At 45.0% G+C, this 17,744-nt stretch carries 17 protein-coding genes; 2 read left to right on the top strand and 15 right to left on the bottom strand.

All coding sequences use genetic code 11. From position 1 onward, the window contains the following. Positions 1-14: 14 nt before the first annotated feature. From MHB37_RS23925 to MHB37_RS23945, 5 genes are all read right to left on the bottom strand, one after another. A complete protein-coding gene (locus tag MHB37_RS23925; protein ID WP_036683306.1) occupies positions 15-851 on the bottom strand; it encodes a carbohydrate ABC transporter permease in 837 nt (278 codons plus the stop codon). A gap of 14 nt (positions 852-865) precedes the next feature. Beyond that, positions 866-1,768, bottom strand: coding sequence for a carbohydrate ABC transporter permease (locus MHB37_RS23930; RefSeq protein WP_036683309.1), 903 nt, complete (start codon positions 1,766-1,768; stop codon positions 866-868). A gap of 104 nt (positions 1,769-1,872) precedes the next feature. Continuing rightward, positions 1,873-3,255, bottom strand: coding sequence for an ABC transporter substrate-binding protein (locus MHB37_RS23935; RefSeq protein WP_076128879.1), 1,383 nt, complete (start codon positions 3,253-3,255; stop codon positions 1,873-1,875). A gap of 172 nt (positions 3,256-3,427) precedes the next feature. Continuing rightward, a complete protein-coding gene (locus MHB37_RS23940; RefSeq protein WP_076128878.1) occupies positions 3,428-5,059 on the bottom strand; it encodes a response regulator in 1,632 nt (543 codons plus the stop codon). A gap of 3 nt (positions 5,060-5,062) precedes the next feature. Beyond that, positions 5,063-6,871, bottom strand: a complete 1,809-nt coding sequence (locus MHB37_RS23945) for a sensor histidine kinase (RefSeq protein WP_076128876.1) — start codon at positions 6,869-6,871, stop codon at positions 5,063-5,065. A 200-nt stretch (positions 6,872-7,071) separates the two neighbouring features. On the opposite strand from MHB37_RS23945, the gene MHB37_RS23950 reads away from it, so the two are divergent. Next, complete coding sequence (locus tag MHB37_RS23950; protein ID WP_036683320.1) at positions 7,072-7,359, top strand: hypothetical protein; 288 nt, start codon at positions 7,072-7,074, stop codon at positions 7,357-7,359. Positions 7,360-7,500: 141 nt separating this feature from the next. Here the strand turns inward: MHB37_RS23950 and MHB37_RS23955 are convergent, their stop codons facing one another. The 5 genes from MHB37_RS23955 to MHB37_RS23975 all read right to left on the bottom strand — a co-directional run bounded on the left by MHB37_RS23955 (position 7,501) and on the right by MHB37_RS23975 (position 10,098). Continuing rightward, positions 7,501-7,773 carry a helix-turn-helix transcriptional regulator gene (locus MHB37_RS23955; RefSeq protein WP_076128874.1) on the bottom strand — a complete coding sequence of 91 codons (273 nt, stop codon included), beginning with the start codon at positions 7,771-7,773 and terminating at the stop codon, positions 7,501-7,503. 191 nt (positions 7,774-7,964) lie between these two features. Next, positions 7,965-8,225: a hypothetical protein gene (locus tag MHB37_RS23960; protein ID WP_305954154.1), complete on the bottom strand. Its 261-nt coding sequence runs from the start codon at positions 8,223-8,225 to the stop codon at positions 7,965-7,967. Beyond that, positions 8,219-8,434 (bottom strand): hypothetical protein, encoded by a 216-nt coding sequence (locus tag MHB37_RS23965; RefSeq protein ID WP_076128872.1) that lies wholly within the window; start codon positions 8,432-8,434, stop codon positions 8,219-8,221. The genes MHB37_RS23960 and MHB37_RS23965 overlap by 7 nt, the downstream gene beginning before the upstream one ends. A gap of 275 nt (positions 8,435-8,709) precedes the next feature. Beyond that, positions 8,710-9,396 (bottom strand): cyclase family protein, encoded by a 687-nt coding sequence (locus MHB37_RS23970; RefSeq protein ID WP_076218835.1) that lies wholly within the window; start codon positions 9,394-9,396, stop codon positions 8,710-8,712. A 183-nt stretch (positions 9,397-9,579) separates the two neighbouring features. Continuing rightward, positions 9,580-10,098 carry a TetR/AcrR family transcriptional regulator gene (locus MHB37_RS23975; RefSeq protein ID WP_076128868.1) on the bottom strand — a complete coding sequence of 173 codons (519 nt, stop codon included), beginning with the start codon at positions 10,096-10,098 and terminating at the stop codon, positions 9,580-9,582. Between the two features lie 199 nt (positions 10,099-10,297). Here MHB37_RS23975 and MHB37_RS23980 point away from each other — a divergent pair, with 199 nt between their 5' ends. Continuing rightward, positions 10,298-11,323 (top strand): ketopantoate reductase family protein, encoded by a 1,026-nt coding sequence (locus tag MHB37_RS23980; RefSeq protein ID WP_405168601.1) that lies wholly within the window; start codon positions 10,298-10,300, stop codon positions 11,321-11,323. Between the two features lie 198 nt (positions 11,324-11,521). Here MHB37_RS23980 and MHB37_RS23985 read toward each other — a convergent pair whose 3' ends face one another. From MHB37_RS23985 to qatB, 5 genes are all read right to left on the bottom strand, one after another. After that, positions 11,522-13,114, bottom strand: a complete 1,593-nt coding sequence (locus tag MHB37_RS23985; RefSeq protein WP_405168602.1) for a diguanylate cyclase — start codon at positions 13,112-13,114, stop codon at positions 11,522-11,524. An 837-nt stretch (positions 13,115-13,951) separates the two neighbouring features. Then, entirely contained in the window at positions 13,952-14,728 is a 777-nt protein-coding gene (locus MHB37_RS23990) for a hypothetical protein (RefSeq protein WP_405168603.1), read from the bottom strand. 124 nt (positions 14,729-14,852) lie between these two features. Beyond that, positions 14,853-15,590 (bottom strand): Qat anti-phage system TatD family nuclease QatD, encoded by a 738-nt coding sequence (gene qatD / locus MHB37_RS23995; protein WP_405168604.1) that lies wholly within the window; start codon positions 15,588-15,590, stop codon positions 14,853-14,855. Positions 15,591-15,594: 4 nt separating this feature from the next. Then, positions 15,595-16,887, bottom strand: a complete 1,293-nt coding sequence (qatC, locus tag MHB37_RS24000) for a Qat anti-phage system QueC-like protein QatC (RefSeq protein ID WP_405168605.1) — start codon at positions 16,885-16,887, stop codon at positions 15,595-15,597. Further along, positions 16,884-17,735 carry a Qat anti-phage system associated protein QatB gene (qatB, locus tag MHB37_RS24005; protein WP_405168606.1) on the bottom strand — a complete coding sequence of 284 codons (852 nt, stop codon included), beginning with the start codon at positions 17,733-17,735 and terminating at the stop codon, positions 16,884-16,886. Before qatB ends, qatC begins: the two co-directional genes overlap by 4 nt. Positions 17,736-17,744 lie beyond the last annotated feature (9 nt).

Below are 17,744 nucleotides of genomic sequence, written 5' to 3' on the forward strand. Positions count from 1 at the left end.
GCAGGGCCGGACCGCTACCCTTTGAGGGAACCGGCTGTCATCTGCATGAAGGATTTGTTGGCGAACAGATAGGCTACGAGAATCGGCAGAATGGACAAGCAGGCGCCTGCCATCATATAGTGGGTCTGGGAAGCGGCCGAAATCCCGTATTTCAGGTTCGCCAGCCCGACAGTCAGCGTCTGCAGCTCCGGCTTCGTCATCGTGAACACGAGTGGCAGCAGATATTCATTCCACGCGCCGCGGAAGGTGAACAGCGCACCTACGCCGAGTCCAGGTCCGAGCAGCGGCAGAATAATCCGCCAGAAGGTGCGGCCGGGGGAGCTGCCGTCCATCAGCGCCGCCTCATCCAGCTCACGGGGAATCCCCTTCATGAAGCTGGACAGAATGAAGAAGATCGAAGCATGGGCGGAGATCAGAATCAATATGACCCCCCACAGGCTGCTGTGCAGATGAAGCTTGACCATCAGATCAAACTGCGGACGCAGCACGACCGCCCCTACTGCCACGAACATAGTGAAGGATTGCAGGCCGATATACAGTTTCTTGCCTGCAAAATCCATCCGGTCCACCACATAAGCCGCCATGGATGATACCAGCAGCGTGCCAACCACCGCCGCCAGAGAGACAATCAGGCTGTTCAGCGTATATCTGGAGAAATTCGCCTGTGCCCAGGCTTCGGCATAGTTCGAGAAATGCCAGCTATCCGGCAGGAAGGTGGCTCCCGCAGTCAGTTCGGCATTTGTCTTGAAGGAGCCGAGAATGGTGATAACAACCGGAATCAGGGTGATAAAAGCAAATGCCAGCAAAAAAATCCACAGGATGATATTGCCCAGTATGGTTCTTATTCTCATAATAGCCTCTCTCCTCAATCGGTCTGATTCATACGTCTGGATGCGTAGAAATAAATGAGCGATATGATCCCGACGATGACCGCAGACACGAAGGCGACCGCACTGCCGTATCCGAACTCTTGGACCTGGACCGCCGCGCTGCCTCCGCCGACAGGGAAAAATAATTTGTACAAATACAGGAACATCACCTCTGTCTTGCCTACAGGACCGCCTTCGGTCAGCACCATAATGCTCTCGTATCCCTTCAAAGCTGTAATGATCGCCAGCATAATGACCATCTGCATGACAGGCCCGAGCATCGGCAGGGTGACATAGCGGAACTGCTGGAGTCTGCCTGCTCCGTCCAGGGAAGAGGCTTCATAAACATCCTCCGGGATATTCTGCAGACCGGCGAGGAAGAGCAGCATGTAATTGCCGACCGCCCCCCAAGCCGCAACCAAAATGACGGTGAGCATGGCATATTTCGGCCCCAGCCAGTCCACACCGGAATCGGAAAGGCCCGAACGGATCAGGAACTGGTTGAGAATCCCGTTATACGAGTTAAAGATCGTGAAGAAGACTACGGCCATTACGGCGGTACTGATGACGGTCGGCATGAAGAAAATCCCCCGCAGCAGCTGTCTGCCCCGCAGCCCCCGATTCAATATGGAGGCCAGCAGCAGAGCCAGCGGAATAGTGATCAGCAGCTTGCCGCCTGCATAGACAAACGTGTTCACCACCGAATCCCAGAACTGGGTATCCTTCAGGATGCGGCTGAAATTGGCCAGCCCGGTAAACCGGGCCGTTCCGAACCCTTTGTAATCATAGAACATATAGCGGAACGCCCAGGCAATCGGATAAATCCCGAGGACCAACGTGAGCAAGGCACTTGGAAAGATAAAGCTGTATGAAAATAAGGCTTGTTTTGTTTTGTTCATCTGGTTTCTTCCGGCTCCTCTCCCTTGCGGCCAGAGCAGAGGGATGGGAAAGCTGCTTCCTCATCCCTCTGCTTTGGCCTATATCTCTATCCCTGACCTTCCATCTACTTGGCGAACTTGCCGCCCAATGCGGCGGGGTCAAAGCCGGCATCCGGCTCGGCCTTCACGCCATCATTCGCAATCACGCTGTCCAGTGCAGTGTTATAGCGTTTGTTCAGATCGGCGATAATTGCCTTCAGATCGCCGCCGTTCAGCATATACTTGAAGAAGGCGTCATCCGATTTCATCCCTTCCGGTGCTACAGACGGATAGACCGGCCACACTCCATCGTGCTTGTTCGGCAGGAAGCCTTCAATGCCGTTCACATCCGGTGTCTTGGCTACTGCGCTGACGGATGGAACCATGGAGATGCCAAAGCCTTTTTCCTGATAATCCGTCAGCACCTGATCGCCGTACATGAACTCCATGAACTTCCAGGCTGCTCCTTTGTGCTCCGACTTCGAACTCAGCGCCAGCCACTGGCCCCCGAGGAAGCCCGAAGCCCCCTTCACGGTGCCGTCGATGGTCGGAACCGGAGCGGCTGCCCAGTCAATCTTGGCCGGGAACTGATTCTTGTAGACGCCCGGCTCCGAGGAGTAGGACATATACATTCCGATTTTGCCCTCTGCAAACTGCGCCCGCAGCGGATCAATATCCAGCGATTCCACACCCGGCAGCATGCTGCCGTTGTCCCGGATCTGCTTAAAGGCATTGATGATCGATTCGAAGCCGCTGAAATCGTAGCGGGCCGTCTTGAAATCATACCCGAAACCGCCGTAGCCGCTCATCTCCGCAATCACCCGCGCCGAACGCGCAAACGCGCTTCCGGGGCTTTTGAAGTTCTGGGCGAAGCCGTAAGCGCCGTCCGCTTTACCGGCTTCCGTCAATTTTTTGGCGGTATCCACCAGCTCCTGCAGGGTAGCTGGCGGATGCTCAACGCCTGCTTTGGCGAACAGATCCTTGTTGTATACTAGACGCATGGTTGTTCCATAATTCGGCAGACTGTAACGCTTGCCGTCAAATTCATTCAGATCCGGCATGACCGGGAATTTCGTCTTCAGCTCATCGGTGAGAAACTCGTCAATGGGAGCGAGAAAGCCTTTTTTGTAGAAGGTCTGGATGGTATTCTCCTTCACCCGGATTACATCCGGCGCATCGGAGGTCTGGAAGGACAGATCGAGTGCGGTATCGAAGTCGTCGCCCTTGACGACCAGCTCCACCTCAATCCCGTCAGTATTGGTTGCGTTGAACTCGGCTACCTTGTCCTTCACGAAATCCGCATCATGACGGTCGCCGGTCCAGTAGCTGATTTTGGTCTTGTCCCCCGAGCCGCCTGTCTTCCCGTCTCCCTTACCTTCTGCAGTATTGCCACCGTTACCGTTGCCGCAGGCTGTCAGGCCAAGTGCCAGGACCAGGCTCAGAGATGTTATTAGCATACGCTTCATCATTGGTAGTTCCCCCTTATATATCCCTGTTGTATTCGCTTACAACCTGATTATAGACGGATTGGCGCATCCGGATAAGGCGGGTAAGCCCACTTTAAGGGCAGATTTCTGCAGGAGCTTTATACAGTGAAGGGAGGCCACCTCCGCCCTGCGGACATGCCTCCCCTGCGCATTTTTATTCTTTTCCAAGATAATGCAGTTTGAACTCGGACGGGGTCATTCCGGTATATTTCTTGAACACCTCGCTGAAATAGCGCCTGTGCTCATACCCGAGATCCTGGGCGATCTCCTGAACCTGCCGGCCGCTGATCAGCATCGCCTTAGCCTTCTCCATCTTCTCGTGCATCACATACTGCTGAAACGAAATCCCCTGCACCTTCTTGAACAGGTTGGAGAAATACCCCTGGCTGAGGTTAATCTGCTTCGCCACCTGCTCCAGCGACAGCCCCGTATCCAGATGGCTATCGATATAAGCGGCGGCCTGGCGGATAATCCGTGTGGACTCCAGGGAACGGACCTCCGTAACCAGCGCACAGGCCTCCCGGCACAGCCCGGACAGCAGGTCCCGGATATCCTGCAGGGAAGGATGCACCCGGTTCTTCATGACGGCAATCCTGCGCTCCAGCGGCTCCACCTGCCCGTAGGGGAACTGCTCCAGCAGGACCCGGCAGATCCTGTAGCCCAGCTCATAGCCGACGCTTTCCACATAACGCGGCTCAGGCAAAAGCCCGCTGTCCAGCAGCTCCGCGAATAGTTGATCGAGCATCTGCAGGCTTTTGGCAGAATTGCCGGAACGCAGGGCGAACAGCAGCTCCTGCTCGACGGCGGCGGAGTAGCTGTGAAGTGCGAGCGGTTTATTCTCAATATTGCTGTAAATGTAGACCCCGTTTCCTCCGGTGTAGAAATGATAACCCAGCGCGCTAATCGCCTGCCTGTACGCTACACCCAGCTCCTGGATCGCCGCTACGCCCAGCCCCACGCCAATGGAAAGCGTATGCCTGGAGAATCGGCTTACATTCGTGCAGCAGGTCTCCGTAACCAGCGCCGCCGTATCCGGGTCCGAGCCGTTCATGATGCAGACGTACCGGTCTGTCGCCTCCCGGATAATGACGCCGCGGGTCCAGGCGGAAATCGTCTCTTCGAGAATATTATGCAGGCTGAACCGCAGCAGCTCGACCTCCTGCACAGGCTGGCCGCTCAGCTTCTCCGTGAAATGATCGATTTCGGCGACAAATACGAAGAAATCATGCTGGTCCAGAGGGATATCGAGATAGGCCCAACGAGAACGTGCATCCGATTCTGTCGTCTGGTGGTGCAGCAGGAAGATGAGATATTCCTGGCGGAGAATAGGTAGACTTTCTCTAATTTTGGCCTCCATCACAGCAAGTCTGGTGGTCTCCTGACGCTCCTCCCGGCACAACTCCCTGGCCTTCAGCACAGCCTGCACAATCTCGTCCAGGGAAAAGGGCTTCTTGACGAAATCAAGCGCCCCTAGTCGGATGGCTTCCTGGGCATAAGAAAACTCCGAGTAGGCGCTGAGGATAATAATCTTGCAGTCCGGCAGTTCCTCCAGAATCGCCCGGGTCATCTGCAGACCGTCCATTCTTGGCATCCGGATATCAGTCAGCACAATGTCCGGCCGGGTCTCGCGGATAATCTGCAGCCCCGCTTCACCGTCCAGCGCTGTACCGACTACCTCAATACCGTGCTCCTGCCATGGCGGCTTGCTCGAGACCATCTCCACCACACTTTTAATATCGTCGATTACACATAATTTGAACTTTTCCAGCTCCAGCTTCCGGTCCATCCTTCATCTCTCCTCTTCTGAGGGAATCCACAGATCCGTCCATGATCCCTTACTTGGTTCGCCGCCCACATCCATACGGGCTTCGTCCCCGTAATACAGCGCCAGCCGGTGCCTGATGTTGAACAGGGCATAACCTTTCCTCGACTGCGGAGCCCTGAGCATCCCCTGCTTGACCCGTACAGCATCAAGTCCCCGTCCATTGTCGGTAATGCAAATATGCAGCAGCCCCTGCTCCCGGCTGACCGTGATGTCTATCCTGCCTCCTATAGTCCGGTCGCTGAATCCATGCTGGATGCTGTTCTCCACCACCGGCTGCAGGATAATCTTGGGCATCAGACAGGTAAGCAGTGCCTCATCCTCTACCGTCACCGTGTATTCGAACAGACCTTCATAGCATTTCTGCTGAATAGCGAAATACTGCCGCACGTGGGACAGCTCATCCGCAAGGGTAATCAGATCCTTGCCGCCGCTGAGCCCGATCTGGAACATCTGCGACAACGACAGGATCATCTCATTTACATCGTCATTCTCCCCCATGACCGATTTGCAATAGATGGTATTGAGTGTATTGTACAGAAAGTGCGGCTCCATCTGGGCCGTAAGCGCGCGGATCTCTGCATGCCGCTTGTCCTCCTCCTTGGCCTTCACATCCGCGATCAGCGTCTTAATCTCTGACATCATCCGGTTGAACTGAAAGCCCACCTGGGCAACCTCGTCCTCATAACGGCTCTCATACACCACGCTGAGCTGGTTCTCTTCGACTCTGCGCATCAGCCGCCGCAGCTTGAACAGGGGCTTCAGCAGCACAGATGTCAGCTGGTTGGAGATCAGCCAGGTGGCCAGCAGGAAAACAACGATGACATAGAGGGTAATGCGCTGCACCCGCTGCAGCTTGCCCAGCAGCTGGTCCCGCGACTGCATGCCGGAGATGATCCAGTCGGGTGATACCGCTGAGCTTGTATAATTAACCAGATACTCCTTGCCGCCATAGCTGTAGTAGTGGTCCTGCGGATCGGCCGCTTTCCCGGCTTCGGCAAGCACCGGCTTCCAGGGGAACCTGCCCCGGAACGGCCAGCGGGACTCCACCACCGCCTCTCCTTCCCCGCTCACCAGATAATAATTTCTCCCTGCTTGTTCTCCGCCTGTATTCAGCAGCTCATCTATCCGGCTCTCCCTGATATTGACCACAATAAATACATTGCTGATCGGCGTGTAAGGGTATTCATAAATCCCCCGGACTACGAAGGAGACCACCCGCTGGCTGCCCGTGAACAACCGGTCATAATGTCCTTTGGCCCAGTAGCCGCCCGGCCGCTCCTTGCTCAGATCATATAATTCCGAGCCGTAGAACGAGTTGTCCTGCGCCCGGATCTGCGTAGTGGAATAGAAATCGCCAATCGGGGTAACGATCAGCACGTTTTCGATGATCGGCTGATTGAACGTTACCTGGGAGAGCACATATTGCAGATCCGACAGATGGACATAGTAATTCGACACATCATGGCTGAACACATCGAGCATCATCTTGCGGTACGCATCGCTCAGCATCAGGGACTGCACAGACAGCGCCACATCATTCAGGCGGGAATCCAGCAGCTGTGCCGTCTTGCTTACGGTCTCCCGGCTGCCGGCGTAGGCATTATCCTCGATCTCCTGCGCGGCAATCCAATACGAAAAGCTGCCCATTGCACCGATGGACAGCGTAATCAGCACGATGAACGAAAACAGAATCCTCTGTTTGATGGATATCCGGTAATACCTGCCGGCGATCTGCTGCCGGATCTTACGGCCATAGGCTGTGAATGTATTCATAGTTCCCCCTTCTTGAGCATGTATCTCCCTATGTTTGTATGTTCTTGTCACTTGTACCATATGGCTGCTCCAGTCCGGTGTCAAGACAGGGCATGATTATTTAGCGGATTCCGTCCCTTATTATCAATAGGCAGGGGGCCCTCCGCATAACATGGTGCGGATTCACTAATCATGGCTCAAGTTGACGGGAAGCTGCGCGATTGAGTAATTATGCTTGTGACGGTCAGTCCATTCCGTTTGATGCCTTTCTGCGGCAAATGTTGAACGATCCAACAGTAGCAGAGCTCACTGATTTTGTTGCCTCATACGTAAAAAATAATACAATTAGCCAAACTGACGGTTTCAAGGGCGATTCTATGAAGCATGAAACAGAGATGGGGGGAACGTTGAGCGAAGTCCTGCCCCAACTGAATACTGGCGGCAACGCAGTGTTCACTTATTATGGCGGCGGGCAATCTGGTCTGCTTCATGTGGTATTCCATGTATAGGTCTGGTAACAATATACTGCTTCCATTTGCTGCTTCGACATCTGGATGTGAAGATGTAAAACTACGTCAAAATTTCAATTTTACGTTTTTATTTCCGCTTGATCATCTTTACAGTAAATCACGCTTAATTTTTGCGATCTGTCACAGTTCTAGCTGTTCTCTAGGGTTAAGCCCCTTAACAGTCTGCAATAACTCCACTACTGTACCACTTAATTCACCAATAGTTGAATGCTCCTTCCCGGTTAAAAGCCATTCATAAGAACAACCGAACTCAGAGCAAATTGAGAAAACCGTCTCTACTGCCGGCTTACCTTTTCCAGATTCCAAATCACTAAGGCTGCCTTGAGAAACACCGATTTTATTAGCAAAATCCGTTTGATTAAGATTATGTATTTTTCGTAGTTGTACCTCCACACTACGATTTATGCCAACAATTGATCCACGAGCTTTTGAACCTAAAATCAGTTTTAGCCATTTAGAGTATCTTTAATAATACTCAAGGAAAACCATTAAAAAAGCCCTGATAAATCAAGGGTTTCTTGACCATCAGGACTAAGATACTTGTGCCAAAAATCGTTACAAACGCTGACAAGATGAATTACAACTCACACGTAGATAAATTCTCCGCAACCTTTAACAAAATTCTCGGCAATTTCCTTTTGACTCACCCGGGTTACAATCCCCGAAAAAATACCAAGTGCAAAGAAAAGCGCTCCGATCTCAGTCATATACCAGCCTTTGCTCAGTATTCCCCAGACAATAAGCCCCAAAGTAAAGATGAAGCCGCCAATAATTAATTTATCCCGATTCGAGAAACTTACTTCTATCCCATCGTTCTCCTTGATGAAGTGTTGGCGGTTTAGAATATCATTTTGGAATACCGCTGAAAATCACCATGGCTATCGGAATCACTTTTGAGTCTTCCGGCTAAAGCCATCAGTGCCCGGTCAATCGCCCCCGTCTGCAGAATAATTCTAAAAGCTCCCCCTACAATTAGGACGAAGGCGACGACATCAGCAGCATTGATGATTCCCTCCAACGGCGCACTGGCAATTTGGGCAAATCCTTGTCTCAAATCCCCTTGCTCACTGATTTTAGGAACGATATGATAGGTTCCTTGTCAACTATTAATTTATTCAGAATTCAACTCCAAATTATCTTCGGCAGCGACGATCTGTAATGCTCTGATTTTTAAAATAAAAAAATCGCATGACCTCAATATTTCATGAGAGTCATGCGATCTTCTGGTCAAGGATGATAAGACGGGGATAGAACCCCTACGGTACAGGAACAGTCCGAGATGATGTTGCAGATATAATCACAGGCGAAACAACTATTACTGAATAGCCTTTAATCTTCTATTTCAACGATTACATTAATGATAGAAGCATCATGGTCTTTAATACGAAGTGGTGCTGCGAAGGCAGAAATGAGTTTTTTGCCAACTAATGGAGCTGGGTTAATATCTTCATAAATGAGCATTGTCGGCTCTTTATATTTCTCATGATCTAAAAAGGCATGATGGACAAAATAGCCGTTTCTTTTTGCTTCTGCCAAATTTTCAATGCTCAAGGTATCAATAGCTACTGCTTTGCAGTTTGGGAGCTTCGTCCGGATGTATTCGGCAGCTTCCGAAGAGACAGCAGGAAAATTATTGGCGTATTTTTCGAAATCCGTATCTCTGTGTTTCCAATAGCTCGTGTTGAAGATTAGAATATCCGCTTCATTAAGTTCTTCATATTCCTCAAGCATGTTGATTGTGATAAAGCCGTTTGGGCCAAGCGGGCAGTCAATTAATAGTGGGCTTCTGTAGATGAAGTCTTCTATAGGAACAGCATCTATCCCCTTACCGTTATTCAAATGATGCCATGGTGCATCGACATGGGTACCAGCATGAAGATAAATGCTTAACACACTTCCGTTCCATTCATCTCCTTTAATCAAGCGCTCTCTAGGATCTAATTTCACTTCTGGTAATCCTGGAAAAATAGGCATTCCTTCATAAATTGGGTAACCAATTTCGACGAATTTTGAAATAGTAACACGCTCCTATAGATCACATAATTCCCCTCTACGTATACTCATTTTTTGTACAGGATTTATGCTGGTCCGATAATGTAACGATAATATTACAGCTTAAAGTTGTTGATAAATAGTACATTATTGCAGTAATTATTATATAGCTTCCTAAAATGCCACTCTTAGTGTGTATTTTTCAAACTATTTGTTCTGATGACCCAAAGAATAAATTATATTGGCAATGGTTTGCGGACTTTCTCCACCATTGGACTCGAGCCACTGATTAATGACTCCAATAGATCCATAAACCTTGTAAGTGAAAGAATAGTCCCTTAGAAAGGGTTCGTTCCAATTTTGTTCAAGTAAGACTCGTGTTAAAAATTCACTTTTTCCACTCTCTGAAATTAGAAGCTGATACATGGTTTTCTTATCTTGAATAATGTTTAACAGTTTGACCATGGATTCTTCCGATGTGCAAGGACTGCCTCCTTCTTGTAATGCTTCCACCAATTCTTTATTAAATTCATTCTGCATCACTTCAAATAATTCAAAAGGATCTTTGTAGTGCAAATAAAAGGTGCCACGGTTGATATCAGCGTAGTTACATATTTCAGTGACCGTTATTTGAGGTAACTTTTTGGTTTCTAATAAAACCAGGAAGCTCTCTTTAATGAGATTAATCGTATATTTAGTTCTTCTATTATTCTTGGTTCCAACCATATGCTCCTCCTGTTCTATCCTTTCAACATAATAGATGTAATCTGTTTACTTCATAACATTTACAAAGGTATTGATTATTGTGATTGTTCAGACGTGTAGATTATACTGACAACACGACATTAAATCAACACATGTCCACTTAATGAGGAATTAATAAGCCAAAATCTATTTTTATATAATACAAGGAGATGAACTAACAATGACAATCACTTCAGATAAAACAAACATTCTTATAGTAGGTGCAGGCGCAGTAGGTTTCTCTGTAGGTTACCATCTACACTTATCAGGCACCGATGTTACCTTTCTTGTACGAAAAGGACGAAAAGCAGACTTCGCTCCTCCTCAGAAACTATATTGCTATGACGATGCTACATTGAAAGATTTTAGCAACTTTAATGTCATAGAAGATATAGAAGAAATAAAACCTCAGCAGTATCAATTTATTATTATTACATTGGACGGAAATGTGAGCCGTTCACCAGAAGGCGTAGCTACGTTATCCAAATTGGGAGATGTCGTTCGTAATTCTAAAACTACGGTGATTATGAGTGCGTTTGGAAGCGGGATTCGTGAACATTACATTCAGTACATGAGAATTCCGGAAGACCAGCTGTTAAGAGGAATACTGGGTACGTTAAGTCATCAATCCAAGGCTGATTTGCCTGTGCATGCACCAACAGACCCCAAACTCATTAACCAAGCCATTGTCTGTTACAAACATCCGGCGAACAAGGTCGGTTTCCAGGTCGAGAACAATAATAAATCAGCTGCCAAACAATTTAGCGCACTGTACAATAACTCTGGGGTCTCACGCTGTGGTCAAGTAAGTCCGGCGATGTTCAATATTTACTCAAGTATAGGTTTTCCTGTATACGCTGCTTGTGATATCGTAGGTTGGCCTAAATTCTCAGCCGTTATTGCAAATAAAGATCTTTGGCAGCTCGCTTGCCGTGCTCAGGGTGAAATAGCATCCCTACCCAAGCATGGTCTAATCGGTAAGATTATGAGTTTTGTGATGGGGCCACGCATGACAGCAAAAATACATCTCAAAATGGAACAAGATATGCTGCCGCTAGATTATCAAGCATTCAATCGTTTCCATCATGGGGGTAAAGTGAAGGCTCAGGATGTAGAATCTATACGGAATTCGATTGTAGAGGGAGAACTTCAAGGCCGGCAGATGAAAGCTTTAAAGGAATTATTGCAACGTGTTGAACATAATTAACATCCGCACAAAAAACAGTATTTCATCAAAGATGAAATACTGTTTCCGCTCCGAACATTCATAATAGCGAATAACATTTTCCTTGTTCAGCTTGGAAGGTTACACTTTCGTCCTTTGCTGCCCGCTGACTTCGTGCCACCCGTGCTGATATGCAGCATTCGGTCAGCCCACATATGGCAGGTCTGCGTAGCCATTGTTTCAAACATCAGCGACCATCGTCTGGTTTCTTCCCCTGCTCTTGGCCAAGTATAACGCCTGATCCGCCTTCTCCAGCAGCCCCTCCCGCTCCAATGTATGAAAAGGATAATGGGCGATTCCTAGAGAGATTGTAACCTGTGTCTCGATTGGCCCCTTGCTTTGTTCCATTGCCCGCCGGACTCTTTCAGCTATGATGAAAGCTTCCTCAGGTCTTGTGTGGGCTAGCAAGATGATGAACTCTTCACCGCCGTAGCGGTAGCAAACATCGTCTGGACGAACCGAGGTAACTATAACTTTGGCTACATGTTTCAGCACTTCGTCGCCGATGAGATGACCGTAAGTGTCGTTCACGAGTTTGAATTTGTCTACATCCAGTACAATGAGCGAAAACGGTTGTCCTGAGTCCATCCACAGACTCATCGTATACTCTAACGATCTCCGGTTCATTAAACCGGTCAGAGCATCCGTCGTAGCCTCTTGGGTCAGTTGATCCGTCTGCTTCTGAATATCCGTCACGGCAAGCAACACAGCCTTGGTCAGCAGATCTGCCTCTCGGCTCCATTGCGGCTTCGCTTCTGGCAATTCAATCTTTTCCTTGCCCATCCTGCTCACCAGATTTGCCAGGTACACAAAAGGCCGGGCCAGCTTGCGTGCTACGAGAATGACGCCCATCAGGAGGATAATGAACGGAAACAACGAATACCAGAGAATGGTCCGAAGGTGCCCCATCAGTTGATGATGGATGACACTAATCGGCGAAACGACCACAATTCCCCATCCGTTGGCTGGAACGCTGGAGTATCCGGCAAGCATTTCAACGTCACGGGTGTTACGCACTTGCTGTTCCCCACTCTCCCCATTCATGAGTTTCTGCACAACCTTGTTATTGCTGACATCCTCCCCAATGAGCTGCTTATCCGGGTGGTACAACAGATGCCCGCTTGAATCCACAATATAATAATAGGAGCCAGAATCGTCCACGTTATTGTCGCCAAAAATCATAGACAAAATATTGTTCTCCTGCAGATAAAATGTGCCGCTCAAAATACCGCGATATGTACCATTCTTGCTAAAAATCGGCTGACTCATAAAAACGATTAGTCTCTTTGTGGTTTGGGTCATGTAGGGGGAGGATATGTAAGGTTTTTTTAACGCCAGAGCTTCCAAACCGACCTTAGAAGTAATATGGTTTCCTGCTGACCCCAAACTAGCCGGTACTACATTGCGGATCAGCCCGTCGGCATCGAGCACGGCGATAGAATTGAAGTAATTGCTACTATTGCGCATCAGTTCCAAATTATCATCCACTTGCTTGGGCGTTAAGGTTTCGTTATCGGAGAGTGTGTCAGCACTGTATTCCAAACTGCTGCGCATGGACTGAAATAAGGAATCCATTGTTTTGGTCATTCGGTCAGCGTTGTAGTAATTCAGATGGAGTGTAGTCTCCATCAAAGACTGTTTTTTGGACTCGTAAGAGCCAATCAGAAGAATACTTGAGGTTAGTAGAACCACCAGCGTGACCAAGCCCGTAAGCAGCGATGTGAGACTGAGCTTTTTACTTTGACGCGGCTCGGCTCTTCTTAGTGTAAGCAAACTTTAACCCTCCTTGGTTCTTGAAAACTAGCTTAATCAATAATACAACAAATTAAGATGTTATTCGACAGTAATCAATGGGCTCGGATCTCTCATACCACTGTGCGTACCGTTTGATATACGGCGGTTCATGAAATCTTCCATATTAAAAAAACTCCTCTCCAAAGCTTGCGATTAGACAAGCACTGAAAAGGAGTGTTATCAACCTGATTCTGTGAGCTCGGATGTGATTCCAAGACACACAGAACCTTTAGTTTTTGACGGAAGTTTTACTCAAGAAAAACAAAAAAAACCTTGATTTCTCAAGGTTTTCACTGTGATGCCGAGGACGGGGGTCGAACCCGTACGGTACTCACGTACCGCAGGATTTTAAGTCCTGAAATGGTCTTCGTAGACTATTTTCTACGCCACGGAAAGATCGAGCATAAATCCTTTAACCACGCGGGTTAAGAGTGCTTTTTGAGGTTCCATACTCTCTGCATTCAGAGATTTGGATATGCAGCCATGTTAGCAAAAATGTTAGCAGAATGAAGGGCAGGAGCATTACATTATTGCCCTTTGTGTATGGAAGCGGACTCTTTGCTACCAGTGGAAAGAAGGAGGTTTGTAATTTAGAGATAAACCGAAGTAAAGTCTGGAGGGCAAGTCATTTTAAAGTCTTACATATCTAGGTTCGAATGCACCGTGCTGCATAGATATGAAAAAATGTGACCACATCTGTAAAAATTACAGTATAAATACACTAGAACCTGAATCTTAAAAAGGTATATTTAACACCAGAATCATTGGACTAAACCTTAACTGCCCTGAAATCTCGAGCAATTAATATGTCATCTATCATAATCTAATTCCTACATTTTTTTTGAAATTTCTAATTGAATCTTGTGGTACCATTATTAATAGCGCAATCCACAATTCCTTACCTACTTCTTCATATGTAGCATAATCTAAAGGCATCCTGGAATTATAAAGCCCAAGAACCTCCATTATTCTTACACACATATTATTATACCCACTATACATTTCCGAAATAGATGGGAATTTTCTATTCCTAATACTATGAACAATAATTGCAGTACAAGCATCATAAAGATGGTTAAATCGGCGATTAGCATCCAATTTGTTGACCTGTTTAAATCGTTTGTTATCCCAAAATAGTTGCAGTGTTATTTGTAATTCCGATTCTTCTGATCCCATACTAAACTGCTTAAATCTATCATCCGCTGTTTTATATGCGTTATATTCATCAACCAGCATCATCGCAAAATGTGCTAGAGAGTACATATTATTATTTAACTTTTCTCGCGTATCTTGTGTCATCTCTAATCTATTTTTTACATGGGTTAGCTCATGAACAATTGTATTTTTTAATGTTATCCATTCACTTTTTGAAAGTTTGTTGTGTTCTCTGCTTTCTTTTGTACCTATCCTCACTATAAAATCATTATCATTAGGTTCAAAAAAACCATTCTTAATTGAGTATTTTTCAGTAAGATAAACATTAACAGAGCCCTCTAATGAATACTCATTTTTAATTTCATTTACAAATATAACTATTTTTTTCGATATATCTTTATTATTGAATAAACGAGAAAACAAACTTTTAGAATCCATGAATTACTTCTCCCCTTGTATTCCTTTATATATTAACTAATCAAATTCGAAAATCCCTAATAATTGAGTTTTTAAGGTCGAGTTGTTCTTAAAATAATCCCCAGTAAAATATGAATTTCGCCATCTAAACGTCTAAAAGTGACTTAAAGTTTTTTCTCAATATTTGATTTACAGACTCTGTATTAACACCTTTAATTTTTGAAAGACCTTCTTCAACTTTTAATATGAAATCTAAACTGTAAGCGCCTTTGGTATCTTTAGTAAACGGAGCATCACTTTCAAGTAAAATCCTATCCAATGGCATGTTTCTTATTAATTCCATACCATTTTTACTGTTAATCATGTCAGAATTTATAGAGAAGTAGCATCCCCGCTTGATAGCTATCATTAATTCTCTCTTGGTTCCACTAAACCAGTGTAATATTACCTTACCGTCAAAGGAATCCCCTATTATTGAAAGAACGTCTTTTGCCGCTCTTCTACTGTGTACACTTAATATCTTACCTCCATATTTGTCACAGTGCTCTATCAATTCTCTAAAAGCAATCCTTTGTGTTTCTCGATTATCTATATTTGTTGTGCAATAATCCAATCCAACTTCTCCAATATATTTGGCCGCCTTAATATATTCAAGCATTAGAGGAATCTGCTCCTTATACTGGAAGGCAAGTTCTGGATGTAAGCCCAGTGCAAAACGAATATATTTCAAGTTTTGATATTCTCTAGAGTATTTTTCATACAATACAGGCAAATTTGTCACGGCAATTGTATAAGATTTGTTTTCTTCAATATAGTCAATAACTTGTTTAATGTTCTTATACAAATCTACATGCATATGTGTATCATATCTAAAATTGTTCATTAGGTTATTCTAACACCTTCCTCAATTCCTTCATGCCTCTTATATAAAGTTCTGCATATTTATTTATTTCTGATTTTATAGGTCCCGATTTTTGTATGCTTAGAAAAGCATATTTCTCATCAAATTTTTTTGCACCTATTAGATATGATTTGTAATTTATTTTCGCTGTCTCACCGTCAGCAAACCCAGAATCTCTGTAGCTAGTAGAATCCGTAATATCTGCTCTTACTATGGAAGCCCTTCTTATTACACATGGAAAACAATTCCCGCAGTGTCGTGTTTGTGTTTCCCCTATCATTCTCCCTTGGTCAGGATGCGAACAAGACATTGTAATAGAGATATTTTTCTTTAAAAATTCGAAATTTTTGCAAGATAAGATCATCTCACCTTTGGTTTTAAACTGATATGGATTTAAAATACTGATATCTACCTCTAAATCTCGAAGAAGCGTTTGGAACATTTCCAAATAAAACGGGTGAGTAGTACGTGTACTACTACTACCCAATCTTGAATTTGTTAAGGGAATATTCAAAGAGATTAATCCATTTTCAGGAATTAGCAATTCAACATTTTCACTCATACAAGTAGCTATAGCCACTGCATGACAAAAAAACATAAATGATCTGGTTCTAGTTGTATCTTCTAAACCATTTCTAGCCGCTGCATGGAAGCTGAAAAATTGATCTTCATTAACTTTGTAATCCTTACATAGTTTTCCCTTTAATTGGTCTTGGTATTCCTTAACACCCTTACCTCCACCGTAATGACTAATAAATAGCACATCATCTTGTTTATCTTCTAAAGCGTCTATAGCTCCAATAAAAGAATCTAATCCACCTGAGAACATGCAAATTTTCTTGGCACTTAACCCATTTTGATTTCTTCTCGCACTAAATTTACCTTGTGTCTTTAGTTCAGCTTTCGTGAACTCTCTCTTCCTGAACTCTATGTTCCATCTATCTCCACTTAAATAACTCAGCATTTTCTCAAGCAAGGGTTTATTATTATTCCATTTTTCTAAGTCCAGTACAGGAATGTATAATGTGAAGTCTCTTGTCCATGCATCATAAGCCAAGTTTCTATAAGCGATTCTGTCTGCACCAAAAACAAACAATGAGATATACAATAGGTCTAAACCTATTGAAGAAAAAAAACTAGGCAAATTAAGAAACTTTTTTACTGAATCATTATTCCAAAAAGTATAGGTAAAAATATCACTCCTATTTATATTATGCTCGGTATAATCCGCATCAATAACAAAATTATCTTCTTCAGTTAACTTACAAATAATGTTCATATATATGCCTCCAGTACTCTATAGCATTCAGTGTACAAATCCCTAATAATCCCATCTATACTTTTATCTTGATAGTCTAGTTTGCTTAGCTTGACATCATTAAGCCTTAATTCAACAGAGATTTGAATAAACTCCCTAAACTCTTTTTCTTTTTGCAAAGCAACTTGAGCATTGTTAGCATATTTTTCAAATCTACTTTGTAGATCACTAAGCATTCGTTCGAATATATACGACGTTACATAACTGCTCATTATTTCATCAAATATTACCTCATTTATATTATCTAATGATTCTATATCCATACCATTTTCAAGGATAAACTCGTACATTTTACATTCAACTTCAATTATTGCATTTCTTGCTACCGCATCCTCTTTTGTATTCGAGTTAGGTGAAATTAAATTTACAATCTCAGATAATAATGTTTCGACACTTTTACCTATATAATCAATGTGTAAGTTTTCAAGGGTTTTATAAATACCTACACGAGCAATACTCGAAAGAAAATTCCCTAATTGAACCGTAGATCTTCTTCCTGAAACAGCTTGATTAGAAGCAGCCCTAGAACCACCAGAAGCTTTAACATAGTTTCTAGTAACTCTTCCTTTGTTACTAGAATTTCCGGTTATATATTGCGACATGGCCCTTTTTGTTTCTTGCCAAGAACCATTTTGAGGCTGAATATTCCGCCCCCCTTCCTCCTCCTCCTCGTTATCTTTCTTTTCCTCAGTTTCATTATCAGGGTTATCAGTATCCAATGCATCATCATTTATATATTCGTCTTCAAATCCTTCTGGTAAAAGTGGGTTTTTATCAATTGGACCACCATATATGCTCGACGTTCCCATGTTTTTCAC

It is taken from the genome of Paenibacillus sp. FSL H3-0286 (assembly GCF_045040705.1).
In the GTDB taxonomy this organism is placed as follows: domain Bacteria; phylum Bacillota; class Bacilli; order Paenibacillales; family Paenibacillaceae; genus Paenibacillus_AQ; species Paenibacillus_AQ odorifer.

What these genes read in the sequence shown, in the direction of transcription:
- MHB37_RS23925 (WP_036683306.1), bottom strand. Translation starts at nt 851, where the DNA reads ATGAGAATAAGAACCATACTGGGCAATATCATCCTGTGGATTTTTTTG.
- MHB37_RS23930 (WP_036683309.1), bottom strand. Translation starts at nt 1,768, where the DNA reads ATGAACAAAACAAAACAAGCCTTATTTTCATACAGCTTTATCTTTCCA.
- MHB37_RS23935 (WP_076128879.1), bottom strand. Translation starts at nt 3,255, where the DNA reads ATGATGAAGCGTATGCTAATAACATCTCTGAGCCTGGTCCTGGCACTT.
- MHB37_RS23940 (WP_076128878.1), bottom strand. Translation starts at nt 5,059, where the DNA reads ATGGACCGGAAGCTGGAGCTGGAAAAGTTCAAATTATGTGTAATCGAC.
- MHB37_RS23945 (WP_076128876.1), bottom strand. Translation starts at nt 6,871, where the DNA reads ATGAATACATTCACAGCCTATGGCCGTAAGATCCGGCAGCAGATCGCC.
- MHB37_RS23975 (WP_076128868.1), bottom strand. Translation starts at nt 10,098, where the DNA reads ATGGTTGGAACCAAGAATAATAGAAGAACTAAATATACGATTAATCTC.
- MHB37_RS23980 (WP_405168601.1), top strand. Translation starts at nt 10,298, where the DNA reads ATGACAATCACTTCAGATAAAACAAACATTCTTATAGTAGGTGCAGGC.
- MHB37_RS23990 (WP_405168603.1), bottom strand. Translation starts at nt 14,728, where the DNA reads ATGGATTCTAAAAGTTTGTTTTCTCGTTTATTCAATAATAAAGATATA.
- qatD (WP_405168604.1), bottom strand. Translation starts at nt 15,590, where the DNA reads ATGAACAATTTTAGATATGATACACATATGCATGTAGATTTGTATAAG.
- qatC (WP_405168605.1), bottom strand. Translation starts at nt 16,887, where the DNA reads ATGAACATTATTTGTAAGTTAACTGAAGAAGATAATTTTGTTATTGAT.
- qatB (WP_405168606.1), bottom strand. Translation starts at nt 17,735, where the DNA reads ATGGGAACGTCGAGCATATATGGTGGTCCAATTGATAAAAACCCACTT.